The organism is Tumebacillus amylolyticus (assembly GCF_016722965.1).
Classification (GTDB): Bacteria; Bacillota; Bacilli; order Tumebacillales; family Tumebacillaceae; genus Tumebacillus; species Tumebacillus amylolyticus.
Genome location: NZ_JAEQNB010000002.1, coordinates 612,815 through 627,536 on the forward strand (window position 1 = coordinate 612,815; position 14,722 = coordinate 627,536).

General features: G+C 55.1%; 15 protein-coding genes. All 15 read right to left on the bottom strand.

The annotated features are described in order from the left end of the window. Positions 1 to 3: 3 nt before the first annotated feature. The 15 genes from JJB07_RS09920 to JJB07_RS09990 all read right to left on the bottom strand — a co-directional run bounded on the left by JJB07_RS09920 (position 4) and on the right by JJB07_RS09990 (position 14,665). Positions 4 to 168: a thiazolylpeptide-type bacteriocin gene (locus tag JJB07_RS09920; RefSeq protein WP_201634350.1), complete on the bottom strand. Its 165-nt coding sequence runs from the start codon at positions 166 to 168 to the stop codon at positions 4 to 6. Positions 169 to 207: 39 nt separating this feature from the next. Further along, positions 208 to 366, bottom strand: a complete 159-nt coding sequence (locus tag JJB07_RS09925; protein WP_201634353.1) for a thiazolylpeptide-type bacteriocin — start codon at positions 364 to 366, stop codon at positions 208 to 210. A gap of 338 nt (positions 367 to 704) precedes the next feature. Next, positions 705 to 866 (bottom strand): thiazolylpeptide-type bacteriocin, encoded by a 162-nt coding sequence (locus JJB07_RS09930; RefSeq protein WP_201634347.1) that lies wholly within the window; start codon positions 864 to 866, stop codon positions 705 to 707. A 475-nt stretch (positions 867 to 1,341) separates the two neighbouring features. Next, a complete protein-coding gene (uvrB, locus tag JJB07_RS09935) occupies positions 1,342 to 3,324 on the bottom strand; it encodes an excinuclease ABC subunit UvrB (RefSeq protein WP_201634356.1) in 1,983 nt (660 codons plus the stop codon). A 108-nt stretch (positions 3,325 to 3,432) separates the two neighbouring features. Then, entirely contained in the window at positions 3,433 to 4,248 is an 816-nt protein-coding gene (locus tag JJB07_RS09940; protein ID WP_201634358.1) for a flagellar motor protein MotB, read from the bottom strand. Then, the gene (locus tag JJB07_RS09945; protein WP_201634361.1) at positions 4,232 to 5,026 is read right to left on the bottom strand and encodes a flagellar motor protein; all 795 of its coding nucleotides are present in this window, start codon (positions 5,024 to 5,026) and stop codon (positions 4,232 to 4,234) included. Before JJB07_RS09945 ends, JJB07_RS09940 begins: the two co-directional genes overlap by 17 nt. A 23-nt stretch (positions 5,027 to 5,049) precedes the next feature. Then, entirely contained in the window at positions 5,050 to 6,357 is a 1,308-nt protein-coding gene (locus JJB07_RS09950) for a PDZ domain-containing protein (RefSeq protein WP_201634364.1), read from the bottom strand. 97 nt (positions 6,358 to 6,454) lie between these two features. Further along, the gene (locus JJB07_RS09955) at positions 6,455 to 7,876 is read right to left on the bottom strand and encodes a S41 family peptidase (RefSeq protein ID WP_201634367.1); all 1,422 of its coding nucleotides are present in this window, start codon (positions 7,874 to 7,876) and stop codon (positions 6,455 to 6,457) included. Between the two features lie 53 nt (positions 7,877 to 7,929). Further along, entirely contained in the window at positions 7,930 to 9,135 is a 1,206-nt protein-coding gene (locus JJB07_RS09960) for a murein hydrolase activator EnvC family protein (RefSeq protein WP_201634369.1), read from the bottom strand. 31 nt (positions 9,136 to 9,166) lie between these two features. Continuing rightward, entirely contained in the window at positions 9,167 to 10,048 is an 882-nt protein-coding gene (gene ftsX, locus JJB07_RS09965; RefSeq protein ID WP_201634372.1) for a permease-like cell division protein FtsX, read from the bottom strand. After that, the gene (gene ftsE / locus JJB07_RS09970; RefSeq protein WP_201634374.1) at positions 10,038 to 10,724 is read right to left on the bottom strand and encodes a cell division ATP-binding protein FtsE; all 687 of its coding nucleotides are present in this window, start codon (positions 10,722 to 10,724) and stop codon (positions 10,038 to 10,040) included. The genes ftsX and ftsE overlap by 11 nt, the downstream gene beginning before the upstream one ends. Before the next feature lie 202 nt (positions 10,725 to 10,926). Beyond that, complete coding sequence (locus tag JJB07_RS09975) at positions 10,927 to 11,793, bottom strand: metal ABC transporter permease (protein ID WP_236587917.1); 867 nt, start codon at positions 11,791 to 11,793, stop codon at positions 10,927 to 10,929. Further along, entirely contained in the window at positions 11,794 to 12,546 is a 753-nt protein-coding gene (locus JJB07_RS09980) for an ATP-binding cassette domain-containing protein (protein WP_201634376.1), read from the bottom strand. 32 nt (positions 12,547 to 12,578) lie between these two features. Further along, the gene (locus JJB07_RS09985; protein ID WP_201634378.1) at positions 12,579 to 13,541 is read right to left on the bottom strand and encodes a metal ABC transporter substrate-binding protein; all 963 of its coding nucleotides are present in this window, start codon (positions 13,539 to 13,541) and stop codon (positions 12,579 to 12,581) included. A 152-nt stretch (positions 13,542 to 13,693) separates the two neighbouring features. Further along, positions 13,694 to 14,665 carry a metal ABC transporter substrate-binding protein gene (locus JJB07_RS09990; RefSeq protein WP_201634380.1) on the bottom strand — a complete coding sequence of 324 codons (972 nt, stop codon included), beginning with the start codon at positions 14,663 to 14,665 and terminating at the stop codon, positions 13,694 to 13,696. Positions 14,666 to 14,722 lie beyond the last annotated feature (57 nt).

Sequence of the window (14,722 nt, forward strand, 5' to 3'; positions counted from 1 at the left end):
TTCTTACATCGCTTCTTCGAGAATCGAGCAGCAGGAGGAGGAACCGCAGGTCGAGCAGGTGTCGGAGGAGGAGGAACCGGAGGATGCAGCCGTTTCCGGCAGAGCCATTGCATCATTCAGGTCCATGACTTCAAGACCAGTAACTTCCAAGCCTTTGAATTTTTCCATTGTTTTCACCTCCTTTCCGTCTACGGTTTTGCGTGGTTTTTACATTTCTGCTTGAGCGCAGCAGGAGGAGGAACCACAGGTGGAGCAAGTGTTGGAGGAGGAGGAACCGGAGGATGCAGCCGTTTCCGGCAGAGCCATTGCATCATTCAGGTCCATGACTTCAAGACCGGTGATTTCCAAGCCTTTGAATTTTTCCATTGTTTTCACCTCCTTTCAATCTGAGAGGTCCCAGGCACACCGTTCCAACAGGGGCGGCGTGTCTGTTTGCGTTGCGCGTTTGTCACGGTGTTTAATCAGATCACCTGTTAGGGTTAAATCTAATTCATCGAGGTGTTTAGTTACCCTCAATTTACCATGTCCAATCCGCATATTCAAGATTAAAAATTTATATTTTCTGACTTGACAGAAAATACACTCAACTATGTATCAATCCTGTTTTACAAAAACGAATCTGTCGGCCCCTGTCAATGGGTGATGCGACACAAGGAGGCAACCTCGTGCCACATCACTCGTTGACTCGAGGTGATGCGGTGTTCTTACATCGATTCTTCCAGAGCACAGCAGGAGGAGGAACCGCAGGTGGAGCAAGTGTTGGAAGAGGAGGAACCGGAGGATGCAGCCGTTTCCGGCAGAGCCATTGCATCATTCAGGTCCATGACTTCCAAACCGGTAACTTCCAAGCCTTTGAATTTTTCCATTGTTTTCACCTCCTTTCAAAGCCTGAAAATTCAATTATTTTTTCCAACAGGGGGAGCGTGCCTGTTTGCGTTACACGCTAGACAGGCATTTCGTTTCAGCCCCTTATTATCGCTTAATTTAATTTTTCTGATTTGTTTCCGTGGTTTCAATTTACCACGTTTACACCTCCGCTTCAACCACAATAATAAAGTTTTTCAGTTAAAATTACCACTTTACTCAAATACGAAAGTATACTCAATTTCACATTGTAGCCGTTCTACTTGATGCCCAATCCACGCGCAACCCGATCTGGTTCCGACCCCGTGCAAAACTCACTTCGGCGTAGGGCTGATCCGTCATTCCCCTCTATTTCCTCCCTCTTTTTCCGTGTATGCCTCCACGAGACGTTTTGAGAGCGATTTTTTTCTATTGTCGAACAAAAAAAACCGACCCAGTCGTTCAATGGGTCGGTCTTCCAACGTTTACGTTTCAGGTTTACGAGGCTTTCAATTCCAAAATGATGTCGCGCAACTCGGCGGCACGTTCGAACTGCAACGCTTTGGCGGCGTCCTTCATTTCTTGTTCCAGCTTCAGGATCAGTTGCTCGCGGTCTTTTTTGGACATCTTGTCGACGCCTTTTTCGATGATGAACGATTCCTTCTCGGCGGTGGCGACCGCTTCGATGACGTCGCGGACTTTTTTGTTGACGGTGGTCGGGGTGATGCCGTGCTTCTCGTTGAACTCCATCTGGATCTTGCGACGGCGTTCCGTTTCTCGGATCGCGATGTCCATCGACTTGGTCATTTTGTCCGCGTACATGATGACTTCGCCGCCTGCGTTACGCGCGGCGCGACCGATGGTCTGGATCAGCGAGCGCTCGGCACGCAGGAAGCCCTCTTTGTCGGCGTCGAGGATCGTGACCAGCGAGACTTCCGGCAAGTCCAAGCCTTCGCGCAGCAAGTTGATCCCGATCAGCACGTCGAATACACCCAGACGCAGGTCGCGCAAGATCATCATCCGCTCAATCGTCTTGATATCGGAGTGCAGATAGCGCACTTTGATCCCCAATTCCTTGAGGTAGTCGGTGAGGTCCTCGGCCATTTTTTTCGTGAGGGTGGTGACGAGGACGCGCTCGTCTTTGGCGATGCGCTTGTTGATCTCGCCGACCATGTCGTCGATCTGGCCTTTGATCGGGCGCACGTGGATCACCGGGTCGAGCAAGCCTGTCGGACGGATGATCTGCTCGACCACTTGGGTGCTGTGGTCCGCTTCGTAGGCGCTCGGTGTCGCCGATACGTAGATCGCTTGGTTGACTTTGTTCTCGAACTCCTCGAACTTCATCGGGCGGTTGTCTTTCGCCGACGGCAGACGGAAGCCGTGGTCGACCAGCATGTTTTTGCGCGCTTGGTCCCCGTTGAACATGCCGCCGATCTGCGGGATCGTGACATGCGACTCGTCGATGATCAGCAAGTAGTCTTCCGGGAAAAAGTCGAACAGCGTGTGCGGCGCACTGCCCGGCGGACGACCCTCCATGTGGCGCGAGTAGTTCTCGATGCCGGAGCAGAACCCGATCTCCAGCATCATCTCGATGTCGTAGTTCGTGCGCTGTTCCAACCGCTGGGCTTCCAGCAGCTTCCCGGCATCGCGCAACGCGGTCAGTTGGGCTTCCAACTCCTCGCGAATCTCTGCGACGGCGCGTTGCAAATTGTCACCGGACGTGACAAAGTGAGACGCCGGATAGATCGAGACGTGGTTGCGCGTGCCGAGAATTTCGCCGGTCACGGTATCCACTTCGGTGATGCGGTCGATCTCGTCGCCGAAAAATTCCACGCGCACGGCCTGCTCCGAGCGCGACACGGGGAAGATCTCCACCACGTCTCCGCGCACACGGAACGTCCCGCGTTGGAAGTTGATGTCGTTGCGCTCGTACTGCATGTCGACGAGCTTGCGCAGCACTTCGTCGCGCGGCTTCTCCATGCCCGGTCGCAAGGACAGGACGAATTTGCCGTACTCTTCCGGCGAACCCAAGCCGTAAATGGAAGAGACGGAAGCCACGACGATGACATCTCGGCGCTCCAACAGGGCCATCGTGGCGCTGTGGCGCAGTTTGTCGATCTCGTCGTTGATCTTCGCATCCTTCTCAATAAAAGTATCGGAAGACGGGATGTACGCTTCCGGTTGGTAGTAGTCGTAGTAGGAAACAAAATACTCCACAGCGTTGTCCGGGAAAAACTCCTTGAACTCTGCGTGCAATTGCGCCGCGAGAGTTTTGTTGTGCGCCATGATCAGGGTCGGTCTGTTCACTTGCGAGATGACGTTGGCCATCGTGAATGTCTTGCCCGTACCGGTCGCACCGAGCAAGGTCTGGTGTTTGCTCCCGGACTTCAGCCCTTCCACAAGTTGTGCAATGGCTTTCGGTTGGTCCCCGCGCGGTTCGTATTCGGATGCCAGTTTGAATTGAATGTTCTCACGTTCCATCGAAGAAGGCACCTCCATTTCTATCAAGTTCCATTATACACGAAAACCGAACGTACATACGTAAAAAAGGTGAGAGCCGGGCTCTCACCTTTTTCCGAAACTGCGATTCTATTGTTGGATCGGTTGCGTCGTGCCTTCCGGGTCGAGCGGCGAGATCGAGTTCATCTGGTACTTGCGCATGACGATCAAGTTCACTCGACGGTTTTGCGCACGGTGCTCGTCCGAATCGTTCGCCACGAGCGGAACGGTGTCCGCATAGCCGACAGCATGCAAGCGTTCATGTTGAACGCCCGTGCCTTCGAAGAAATGCAGGACGTTGATCGCACGTTGCGAAGACAACTCCCAGTTCGACGGGAAGCGTCCGGAGGTCATCGGCACGTTGTCGGTGTGACCTTCGACGGCGATCTCGTTGGGCAGAATGCTCAAGAATTGCGACATCCCGCCGAGCAGTTTCTGCGCTTCCGGCTTGAGTTCCGCACGACCGGAGTCGTACAGCGCCGCATCGGAGAGCGTAATCTGCACACCCTTGGCATTCTCCAGCACGTTGATCTGACCGGCGAGGCCGTTGTCGTTGACGAACTTCTCGATTTGCTTTTTGAGGTCGTCGAGCTTTTGCTGCTCCTGTTCTTGCTGAGCCGCCGCTTTGGGGTCTTTGGTCGGTTGTTGGTTCGGAGTGTTCGATTCCGGACGACGCGAGACCAGACCGGTTTGCCCCATGTTCTGCAACTGAATTTGGTTGCTCGCTTTGAGGGCTTTGTTCAGCGACACCGAGAGCGAATCGAACTTCGATTGGTCGATGGACGACATGGCGTACATGATGACGAAGAAGATCATGAGCAAGGTGATCAAGTCGGAATAGGTGATCAGCCAGCGTTCATGGTTCTCGTGCGCGCCGCCGTGATTTTTCTTACGCCGACTCGACATTGGCTTCCCCTACCTCTGCCTTAGGATCACGCAGTTTCGGCGCCAAGAACGCCTTGAGTTTCTGTCCGAGGATGTTCGGGTTCTCGCCCGCTTGGATCGACAGGATGCCTTCGATCATCAGCTCGCGGATCAGAACTTCCTGTTTGGTGCGGTTTTTCAACTTGGTGCCGATCGGCAGGTAGATGACGTTCGCCGAGGCCACGCCGTACAAAGTAGCGATAAATGCAGTTGCGATCTGCGGGCCGAGGGAGTTGACGTCCGACAGGTTGCCAAGTACGTGGACGAGACCCATTACGGTCCCGATAATCCCCATCGTCGGTGCGAAACCGCCCGCTTGATCGAACGGTTGCGCGCCTTTTTCGTGACGGGATTCGATGAACGACAATTCGGTTTCCAACATGCTGCGCACGAGGTCCGGGTCGACGCCGTCGACGACGAGGCGAATGCCGTTTTTGAAGAATTCGTCGTCATAGGTCTCGATCTTCTCCTCGAGCGCGAGAATCCCTTCGCGACGGGCGGTGGTCGCCAGCGACACCAGTTCGGTGATCGTGTCCATCGGGTCTTTCGGTTTGTAGGTGAAGGCGACCTTGATGATCTTCGGAAGTTCCTTCAACTGTTCCATTGGCGTGGCCAACATGACCGCGCCGAACGTCCCGCCGAATACGATGAGAGCTGCGGTCGGAGATAACAGAGCACCCAGTTCCCCGCCCTCACCCATGAAGCCGCCTAACAGGCCCCCAATGCCGAGAATTAAACCAAGCAGTGTGGTAATGTCCATGACGAATCCTCCACTTTCTCTAGTTACGATTGTTCGTGATAGGTCGCATGCGCTCGCTTGCGTCCGCCGCCGAGCTTCTCCCAAAGCCATGCCCAGGGAGAGGCGGTGCCGAGGCGGACGAATTGCCGCGCATTGTCATCCGGCACGAGGATGACCCCCAGCATGTGGTGGTCGCCCGTATAGATCGCCGTGTTCGCAAATCGAACTTCGCCTTCGGGCGTTAACAGTTCGAGTTTGGCATACGCGGGATTCTGATTGAGTGCAAAGTGCAAATCATAAGGTGTATTCACCGGTGTTCCGTTGACTTTGAGGATCGTCTCGCCCGGCAGGAGACCCATTTCCAACGCCGGGCTCTTCGGCAAGATCGAGAGAATCTTCAGACCTTGCAGAGGTTTCACGTAGATCGGATGCCCGCTCTGTTCTCCGCGCATCTCCCAGAGGATCAGCAGTTCGTGCGCGATCGGGCAGAACAGCGCCGCGACCCAAGCCAGTGGCGAGAAATACGAACTCCCAATCGCCAGACACAGCAGCACGATGCTGTAGGCGACCAACCAACGCGCCGTGTGTGTGGAGGTCTGCTGCGGAGTCTTGGTCAGCGCCGCACCCGAGTACCCCAGAATGGCCGGCACCGGTACGATCTGCAAGCCCGCTCCAAGACCCAGGCCGCCCAAGGACATCAACGGCCACCACGAGGGCGTATGAAGCACGCTGTCCGGCACACCCGTTACGACGAACGCCGCCATCGGAATCACCCAAAACTTCTGAAGAATGAAGCCGCCGATCAATCGGCCGCGCTTGCCGGGCACAAACACCGGCATCGCCGCCTGGGCTCCATTCAGGCGAACCAGAATTCCTTCGACGAGATGAAGAATCGCCACCAACGCCATCAGATCCGGCACATGCAGTTGCTTCAAGTCATCATAGACGCCCAAGAGCCAGTCCGGCCCGGAGGTAAGCGTCGGCAACGCGTTGAGGACGAGACTGACGAAGGAGAGCAGACCACCTGCGTAGGCGAAGCAGGTGTAGCGCACATTGACCAACGCCAGCACCAAAGCCACCACCCACACATACGCCATATCTCCCGGTGACAGCACGACGCCGATCACCGTCATCAGCACGGTGGCAAGCAACCCCCCGCCGGCCCCGTAGAGGAACGAACGAAGCACTTGATCGGTCAACGACGAGCACCGCACACCAAACATCCGACGCTCCATGGAGTTCTGCCGTCGATATTGCAACCCGACCAGCAGGAGAGCCACATAGAAGAGAGGATGCGCCAAGACTTGGGCAAGCCCGTTGAGGATCTCGGTCAAGAAAGACAGCTCGGTCATTCGCACTCCTCCTTATCTTATAAAAAAGAAAAGTACCCGTGGAACCTGTGCTGGTTCGCCGGGTACTTACTTCGACACAATCCGCCTGCAATCCTTCCTATGGTAACATTTTACGGAGGACCTGCTTGGCTTTGTCGAGCTGTGTATCGTTGTCTTGAATTTTCTTTTGCAGAAGTTCGATCATCTTGGAAGTGGTCTTGCCTTTGATCACACCGTCCGCGTCGAGGTTCTGGACTTTCTGGAACGCCACGACCGCTTGCTTGGTCTTGTCGTCAAAGAATCCGTCCTTGCGGCCCGGTTGGTAGCCCAGTGCTTCGAGCATGGTTTGCGCCGTTTTCACTTCGTTGGAGAACGTGTCCGGCTTGATTTCTTTCTCCGGGTCGAGGTACGGGAGGTCGGCGTATTCCGGGAGGTCGACCTTGTAGTCCGGCTCGATGCCTTTTTTGTGAATCCAGTTGCCGTCCGGGGTCAGCCATTTCGCCATCGTGTACTTGATGTTCGAACCGTCGTCATAGGACTTCGTGGTTTGCACGGTGCCTTTGCCGAACGTCTTGGTCCCGACCAGCGGGTAGTTGCCCGATTCTTTGAGCGCTCCGGCGAGAATTTCGGCAGCCGAAGCCGAACCGCCGTCGACCAAGACCACAATCGGGAAATCGGACTTGCCGTGCTTGGAGCGGTAGACTTCCTTTTGACCGGAGCGGTCTTCTACTTGCAGGATCAATTTCTGATCCGGTATCAGTTGGTTTGCGATCTCGACACAAACGTCGAGCAAGCCGCCCGGGTTCTGGCGCATGTCGAGGATCAGGCCTTTCATGCCTTTGCCTTTGAGATCGGTCAGCGACTTGGTGAACTCGTCGGCGGTGGTTTCCGCAAACTTGCTCATCGTGATCCGTGCCATGCCGTCGTCGAGCATTTCGCCCTTGACCGTTTCCACCGGAATCGTGTCGCGCACGACGGAGATGTTCAACTGGCCGGTTTCACCGGGGCGCTCGATGACGAGCTCGGCTTTGGAGCCTTTTTTGCCACGGATGTAGGTGACAGCTTCCGTGACTTTCAACCCGTTCAAGCTCTTGCCGTCCACGGAGACGATGCGGTCGTTCGGCTTGATGCCGGCTTTCTCGGCCGGCGCGCCCTTGATCGGCACGTCGACGACGATCTTGCCGTCCTCTTCTTTGATCTCCGCGCCGATGCCTTCGAAGGAAGACGAGATGTTCTCGTGAAAATCTTCCGCTTCCGTCGGGCTCATATACGTGGAATAGGGGTCGTCCAACGATTTGACCATCCCGTCGATGGCACCGTTGAGGAGCGTGTCGTCCTTGACGTCTTGGTAGTAGCCGTTTTTGAGCGTGGTGTAGGTGTCCACGAGTTTGTTGAACTCGGCGTCTTTGACGGCAGGTGAGGCAACGTCGCCGCTTTTTACCAAATGACCTGACGCGTTCAGTCCGACGACGGTCAAGCCGCTGCTCAAGACCAAAGCCGTGACCAACCCGATGATCATGTAGCGTCCTTTGATGTACATAGTCCCGCTTGCACCACCTTTGTCCAAATCTGCTTTAGTATATGACACTCGGGCTACAGATATTTGCGCGGGTTCACGACGACGCCGTTTTCATACACGCCGAAGTGCAGGTGCGGGCCGGTGGAGCGTCCGGTCGAGCCTTCCTTGCCGATCGCATCGCCCTGTGTCACTTGTTGACCGACAGAGACGAGGATGCCGCCGTTCATGAGATGGCCGTACAGCGACCAGAGGCCGCCCCCGTGGTCGATGATGATGCAGTTGCCAAACCCGGTGACCCAGCCGGCGGTGATGACTTTGCCGGTCTGCGCCGCAACAACCGTCGTGCCCTGCGGACCTGCAATGTCCATCCCGTTGTGGCCCATGCGTTGGCCGGTGAACGGGTCGATGCGGTCGCCGAATTCGTCGGTGATCGTTGAGACTCCCGGAAGCGGCCAGATAAAAGGACCGCCCGCCGACTGGGTCGGGGTGGTGTTTTGCTTGTTCTGTTCGGCCGAGATCTGTTGCGAGATCGCGTAGATTTGCTTGATGGCGTCGTCTTGCATTTGCTGTGCTTCTTGCTCGATGCGCTCTTGGGCGGATTTGTCCGTCTCCAATTGCTGGTTGAGCGCGACTTTTTGGGCTTTGAGTCCGTCGAGTTCAGACTTCTGCTCGACTTGTTGCGTCTTCATCGCCGTCAGCGTGTTGCGGTCGTCCTCGAGTTTTTTCTTGGTCGCTTCGATCGTGTCACGGTCCGCTTTGTTTTTCTTGAGGATTTCCGTGTCTTGCTGGTAGATGATCGCCAGCGTGTCGAAGCGGTCGAGAAAATCGGAGAACGATGTCGCGTCGAGCAGGACGTCGAGGTATTGCACTTCGCCTTGCTCGTACATCATCTTGAGGCGTTGCTTGAGGACTTTGTCGCGCTCTTTGACCCGGGCTTCCGCTTCGGTGAGCTTGCCTTGGGTGATTTCGATCTCTTGGTTTTTCGTGTAGATGGAGCCTTGCAGTTTGGTGATTTCCGTTTCTTTCGCATCGATGTCAGCCGTTAATTTGTTGATGTCGTTGGCGTTGACGTTGATCTGTTTTTGGAATTGATCTTTTTTCTGTTTGGCATCCTGTTCGCGCTGTTTGGCGGCATCGAGTTGCTGCTGTTGTTGCTGTTGCTGGGTTTTCAGGTCGTCGATGTCGGCAAAAACGGCGGACGGAAACGTCATCGCCAAGGCTGCGGCCGTGGTGAGGCCGAAGACCATCGTGCGGGTGAAACGCGACTTGCGAGCTTGCATCCAACTATCCCCTTCCCTCAAGTAGAGATACTTAAATTCGCAAGAAACGGCTGATCGACATGACAGAGCCGATCATCCCAATCAAAGCTCCGATGGAGATCAAGATGGCCGCGACCGAATAGATCAAGCTAATCGGTGCGAAGGTGAAGTACATGAAGCCCGGATAACTGCCGAGGATGTACTGGTAGCCAAATGAGATCAACGCCGTCGGAATCAATGCGCCGAAGACGCCGATCATCAAACCTTCGATCAAGAACGGCCAGCGGATGAACCAGTTGGTTGCCCCTACCAACTTCATAATCTCGATCTCGCGTCGACGAGCGAAGATCGTGACTTTGATCGTGTTCGAGATCAGGAACAGCGCCGTAAAGCACAGTCCTACGACAAACACGGCACCAGCGTTGCGGACGAAATTGATGCCCTTGAACATTTTCTCGACGGTGTCTTTGCCGTAATTGACTTTGTCGACGAGCGGCAAGGTTTGGACTTTTTTGGCGACGGTTGCAATGGTCTGCGGGTCCTTCGCTTTGAGAATGAACTTGTCGGGCAGCGGGTTCTCGGAGTCCAAACCTTCGAGGAGGTTGGCGTTCTCGGCGAGTTTGTCGCGGAGTTGGTCGAGGCCCGATTCCTTTGATACATAAGTGACGGAGCTGAGCTCCGGGAGACTCTTCAGTTGACGTTCCAGTTCCAGTACGTCGGCGCGTGCGGCGCCTTCCTTGACGTAGACGTTCATTTCGACTTGAGATTCGAGTTGCTTGGAGAACTGTTGGACGTTGTAGGCGAGGACCAAAAAGATCCCGAGCAAAAGCAGCGTGACGGTGACGGCCGAGATCGACGCGAACGTCATCCAGCCGTTGCGGCTGAGGTTGCGCAGACCTTCGCGGCCGTGACGGCCCATGGTTCTAATTTTCATAGCCGTAGACCCCCCGTTTCTGGTCGCGGACGATTTGTCCACCCTCGACGGCGAGGACGCGTTTTTTTAGCGTGTTGACGATTTCCTTGTTGTGGGTCGCCATGACGATGGTCGTGCCTCGGTTGTTGATCTCTTCGAACAGGCGCATGATGTCCCACGAAGTTTCCGGGTCGAGGTTGCCGGTCGGCTCGTCCGCGATGATGACGGACGGGTTGTTGATCAGAGCGCGCGCGATGGAGACGCGCTGTTGTTGGCCGCCGGACAATTCGGTCGGCAGAGCCGTTGCTTTTTCGCTGAGGCCGACGAGTTCAAGCACTTCGGCGACGCGGGTGCGAATTTTTTTCGGAGACGCTTCAATGACTTCGAGCGCGAACGCGACATTTTCTCGGACGGTCTTGGTCGGCAGGAGCTTAAAGTCTTGGAAGACGACGCCGATTTGGCGGCGGAGCAACGGAATTTTGCGTTCTTTGAGACGTTCGATGTTAAATCCGTTGACAAAGATGGAGCCTTTGGACGGACGTTCCTCACGGTACATGAGCTTGATAAAAGTCGATTTGCCGGCGCCGCTGGGACCGACCACATAGACGAACTCCCCCTTATCAATCCGCACGCTGATCCCTTGCAGGGCAACAGCGCCGTTGGGGTAGGTCTTCCATACGTCGTGCATCTCGATCATCGCTTACACCACTTTCTACTGTCTGATTTTGTCGGCACAGCCGCACAGACGATGTCGAAACTCGCCACCTTACGATATTCGACGTTGGCCTGTCATTTCCTGTAGAGAATTGCGGTCTGGTGGATTTTTCCCAGAGCTTTTTTGGCGGAAATGTGAAAAAACCCCTCATCCGTAAAGGCCTGAGGGGTTTTGATCTTCCACACTATCTCTCTTCCACCGTCTTGCTTCTCAACACATTCGCATCCGTCCCGACGCTCGCCGCTCCGAGGCTGAACAGCCGCTTCACGATCAGGACCACCACGAGCACGACCAGCAGCAGCAAGACAATCGTGCCGCCCGGCGGGATGTCGAGTTGGTACGAAGCGGTGAGGCCGCCGAGAACTGCGAAGAGGCCGGTGAGCACGGCGACCCAGACGGTCATCGTGAATCCGCGTGAGATTCGCATGGAGATTGCCGCCGGCAGAATCATCAACGACGAGACCAGCAACACGCCGACGATCGGCATGGCAACCGCCACGACGAGACCTGCGAGCAGCGAAAACGCCAGCGACAACGTCCGCGCCGGAACTCCGCTTACTTGTGCGGTCTCTTCATCAAATGTCAGCACGTACATCGGCCGCCAGAAAAACCAGAAGAACAGCCCGCAGAGCAACACAACCCCTGCCATGATCAGCAAATCGGTCGTGCTCACCGCGATGATCGAGCCGAACAGATACGACGTGAATCCACGGCTCGCTCCCTTGTTGAAACTCATCAGCACAACCGCCGACGCCAAGCCTCCCGACATCAGGATGGCAATCGACAGTTCGCTGTACGCTTTGAACGAGCGGCGAAGTGTATCGACCAAAACCGCCCCGAGCAACGCCGCAATCATCGCGGTCACCATCGGGTACGTCCCGATCAAAGCCCCGATCGCCACGCCCGCAAGCGAAACGTGGGACAGCGTATCCGCCATCAGCGATTGTCTGCGCAAAACGAGATACACGCCAATCACCGGCGCAACCACGGCAATCATGATGCCTGCGAGAAATGCATTTTGTAAAAAGCCGTACTGCAACATCTCGAACATCTACTCAACCCCCTCTTCGTCATCGTAACAGCAGTAGAGGGGCAGAGTTTCCGTCTTCGCTCGCAGATCCATGCGATCTTGAAACTGTTGCGGTGTCCCGTCGAATCGAATTCGCTTGTCGAGCACGAGCAAACGCGTCAGGCGCGGCAACGTCTCTTCCAAGTCGTGCGTGACCATCAACACCGTCCGTCCGTGATGCTGCACTTGATGCTGAATCAAATCATAAAACGAAGTCCGCGCCTCCACGTCCATCCCGGTCGTCGGTTCATCCAAAACGAGCAAATCAGGCTCCAAAACCAAAGACCGTGCCAAGCAGACGCGTTGCTTTTGTCCACCGGAGAGCTCGCCGATTTTGCGCTTGCGATGCTCCCACATGCCGACCTGCTTCAGAACTTGCTCGACGCGCGCCACTTCATCGGACGGCAACAAGCCGAACCAACGCTTGCGGGTGTACAGCCCCGAGCGCACCAACTCATAGACCGTGCTCGGGAACCCTGCATTAAAGGAGGCGATGTTCTGCGGAACGTACCCGAGAACCAGCGGCTTTCCCTTGGGGCCTGTGGGACTCAGTTCCACAGAGCCGTGTTGCGGTGTGAGAAGACCCAGCAACAGCTTGAGCGTTGTCGTCTTGGCCGAGCCGTTCGGGCCGGTCAGACCGATGAATTCTGATGTCCCCACTTGCACTTGTAACTGATCCAGTACCGGAGTCTGACCATATCCGAAGACCACATCTCGCATCTCGGCCAATTTCACAGCGGCTTCTCTCCTTTTCTCTGCAAAAAATCTTACGCCTCACTCAGCGCTTGTTTCAGCGCGGTGAGGTTTTGTTTCTGCACTCCGATATAATCAAGCCCTTGGGCTTTTTCGTCCTCTGTCAATCCTTCGAGCGGGTTCAAAACCCCCGTTTTGGCCCCGACTTCGCGAGCGACCGTTTCCGCCACTTTCGGAGAAGCCAACGTCTCAAAGAAAATCGTCTTCACGTTGTGCGCCTTCACAAGATTGACGATATCCCTCATATCGCCTGCACTCGGCTCTTGTTCCGGCGATAGGCCGGCAATCGGCACTTGCGTCAGACCGTATGATTTCGCCATATAGCCAAACGCGGTGTGCGACGTGACGAATTCCTTGTTCGGCGCGCCGGTAAACTCGTCGGTGAACGCTTGGTCGAGGTCTGCCAGCTGCGCGATGTAATCGGCTGCGTTTTTCTTGTAGACCTCGGCGTGGGCCGGGTCTTTTTTCTCCAAGGCGTTGGCGATGGTTCGAACTTCTTGCTGTGCCAGTTTCGGGTCGAGCCAGACATGCGGGTCCATCATTTGACTGGGCTGCCCGAATGCCACAGCGTCCTCATGACCGTCGTGGTTCTCGTCTTTGTTCTCCAAGAGTTGAATCCCGTTCGACGCTTCCACGACTTTCAAAGACGGGCTCGTGACCGTCCCCAGCACATTGTCCACCCACGACTCAAATCCTGCGCCGTTGTAAACAAAAACGTCCGCTTCCTGTACCTTGGCCACGTCCTTGGGTTTCGGTTCCCAATCGTGCGGCTCCATGCCCGACGGAACGAGCACCGTCACATCGACGAGATCGCCGCCGATTTGCTTGGCAAACTCATACATCGGGTAAAAACTCGTCACGACTCGAACCTTATGCGGGCCGTCACTGTCATCGTTCATATTCAGGTCTGTACAACCTACGGCAAACAAACTCGAGGTTAGCAAACCACACATTGCTAGTTTCCACCATTTCTTCATGCTTCAAACCCCCCAATGAAAACGGAACCGTTACGAAGTTTTCGCTCACATAACTATACTCCTCCAAAGGGCATTTGTAAAACGGAAAAGTTACGAAATCCCACGTTATTCAAAAAAAAAGCACCCCGCGTGTGCGAGGCTGCTTTCTTTTGTTAGTTCGCGTTGAGACCTTCGTCGAGCACCTTGAGATTTGCTTTCATCGTTTCGACGTAGGTTTTGTACCCGGTCGGATCTTGGCCGCCTTGGTAGGTGCCGAGAGCGCCCGCTACGTAGCCCATTTCGAACAGGAATTCTTTGACCCGCGGTGCGGCGTCTTGTTCGAAGAAGACGGTTTTCAGGTCATGCTTGGCGAGGTCTGCTTTGATCGCCTCGGATTTGGCCGGGTCGTCCCACGGGAACTTCGTGGCGTTGAACGTGTCCGGGACGTAGTTTTTGAGACCGTATTGTTGAGCCAGGTATTGGAATGCCGGATACGGCGAGACAATTTCTTTGTGCTTGGCTTTGGATGCCATGTCTTTGAATTGCTTGTCGAGATCGTCGAGTTGCTTTTTGAGGTCCTCGGCGTTTTTCTTGAAATCATCTTTGAACTTCGGCGCTTTTGCTTCCAGAGCGGCCTCGATGGTGTCAACTTCCTTCTTGGCGTTGACCGGGTCGAGGTAGAAGTACGGGTCTTTGCGCGGTTTGTTGCGCTCTTCATCCGAAACGTCTGGGTTGACAAAGCGTTGAAGTTGGAGCTTGTCGATGCCGGTAGAGGCGTCGACGACGGCGAGCTTTTTGTTCTTGATCTTCATCTCGGCTTCTACTTGGCTCCACCAGCGATCTTCCACATGTACACCGTTGCGGATGAACATGTCGGCGCTCTCCAGGTTTTTCTGGTCGGCAAGCGTCGGGGCCCACTGCCAAACGTTCGTGTCAAACGGCAGCCAAGTCGTCACATCCACGTGATCTTTGCCGATCTGTTTTGCAAAATCAGCTTCTGCCGCCATCGTCGTATACACTTTCACTTTGTCGCCCGAAACGGTCGAAGATGTTCCGATGTCGCATCCGGTGAGGGCAACCGTCGTCACAGCCAGGCCGAGGCCCAAGGTAGTAAAGGTAAGCGATTTCAACCAACGTTTTTCCATCGTAGTGTGACCTCCCATTAAAGCTCTCAATCTCTCTCTGAAAATTCTTTCTCTTGT

Excerpts from the sequence above, each read along its gene's own strand:
- JJB07_RS09920 (WP_201634350.1), bottom strand. The coding sequence starts at position 168 with ATGGAAAAATTCAAAGGCTTGGAAGTTACTGGTCTTGAAGTCATGGAC.
- JJB07_RS09925 (WP_201634353.1), bottom strand. The coding sequence starts at position 366 with ATGGAAAAATTCAAAGGCTTGGAAATCACCGGTCTTGAAGTCATGGAC.
- JJB07_RS09930 (WP_201634347.1), bottom strand. The coding sequence starts at position 866 with ATGGAAAAATTCAAAGGCTTGGAAGTTACCGGTTTGGAAGTCATGGAC.
- uvrB (WP_201634356.1), bottom strand. The coding sequence starts at position 3,324 with ATGGAACGTGAGAACATTCAATTCAAACTGGCATCCGAATACGAACCG.
- JJB07_RS09940 (WP_201634358.1), bottom strand. The coding sequence starts at position 4,248 with ATGTCGAGTCGGCGTAAGAAAAATCACGGCGGCGCGCACGAGAACCAT.
- JJB07_RS09945 (WP_201634361.1), bottom strand. The coding sequence starts at position 5,026 with ATGGACATTACCACACTGCTTGGTTTAATTCTCGGCATTGGGGGCCTG.
- JJB07_RS09950 (WP_201634364.1), bottom strand. The coding sequence starts at position 6,357 with ATGACCGAGCTGTCTTTCTTGACCGAGATCCTCAACGGGCTTGCCCAA.
- JJB07_RS09955 (WP_201634367.1), bottom strand. The coding sequence starts at position 7,876 with ATGTACATCAAAGGACGCTACATGATCATCGGGTTGGTCACGGCTTTG.
- JJB07_RS09960 (WP_201634369.1), bottom strand. The coding sequence starts at position 9,135 with ATGCAAGCTCGCAAGTCGCGTTTCACCCGCACGATGGTCTTCGGCCTC.
- ftsX (WP_201634372.1), bottom strand. The coding sequence starts at position 10,048 with ATGAAAATTAGAACCATGGGCCGTCACGGCCGCGAAGGTCTGCGCAAC.
- ftsE (WP_201634374.1), bottom strand. The coding sequence starts at position 10,724 with ATGATCGAGATGCACGACGTATGGAAGACCTACCCCAACGGCGCTGTT.
- JJB07_RS09975 (WP_236587917.1), bottom strand. The coding sequence starts at position 11,793 with ATGTTCGAGATGTTGCAGTACGGCTTTTTACAAAATGCATTTCTCGCA.
- JJB07_RS09985 (WP_201634378.1), bottom strand. The coding sequence starts at position 13,541 with ATGAAGAAATGGTGGAAACTAGCAATGTGTGGTTTGCTAACCTCGAGT.
- JJB07_RS09990 (WP_201634380.1), bottom strand. The coding sequence starts at position 14,665 with ATGGAAAAACGTTGGTTGAAATCGCTTACCTTTACTACCTTGGGCCTC.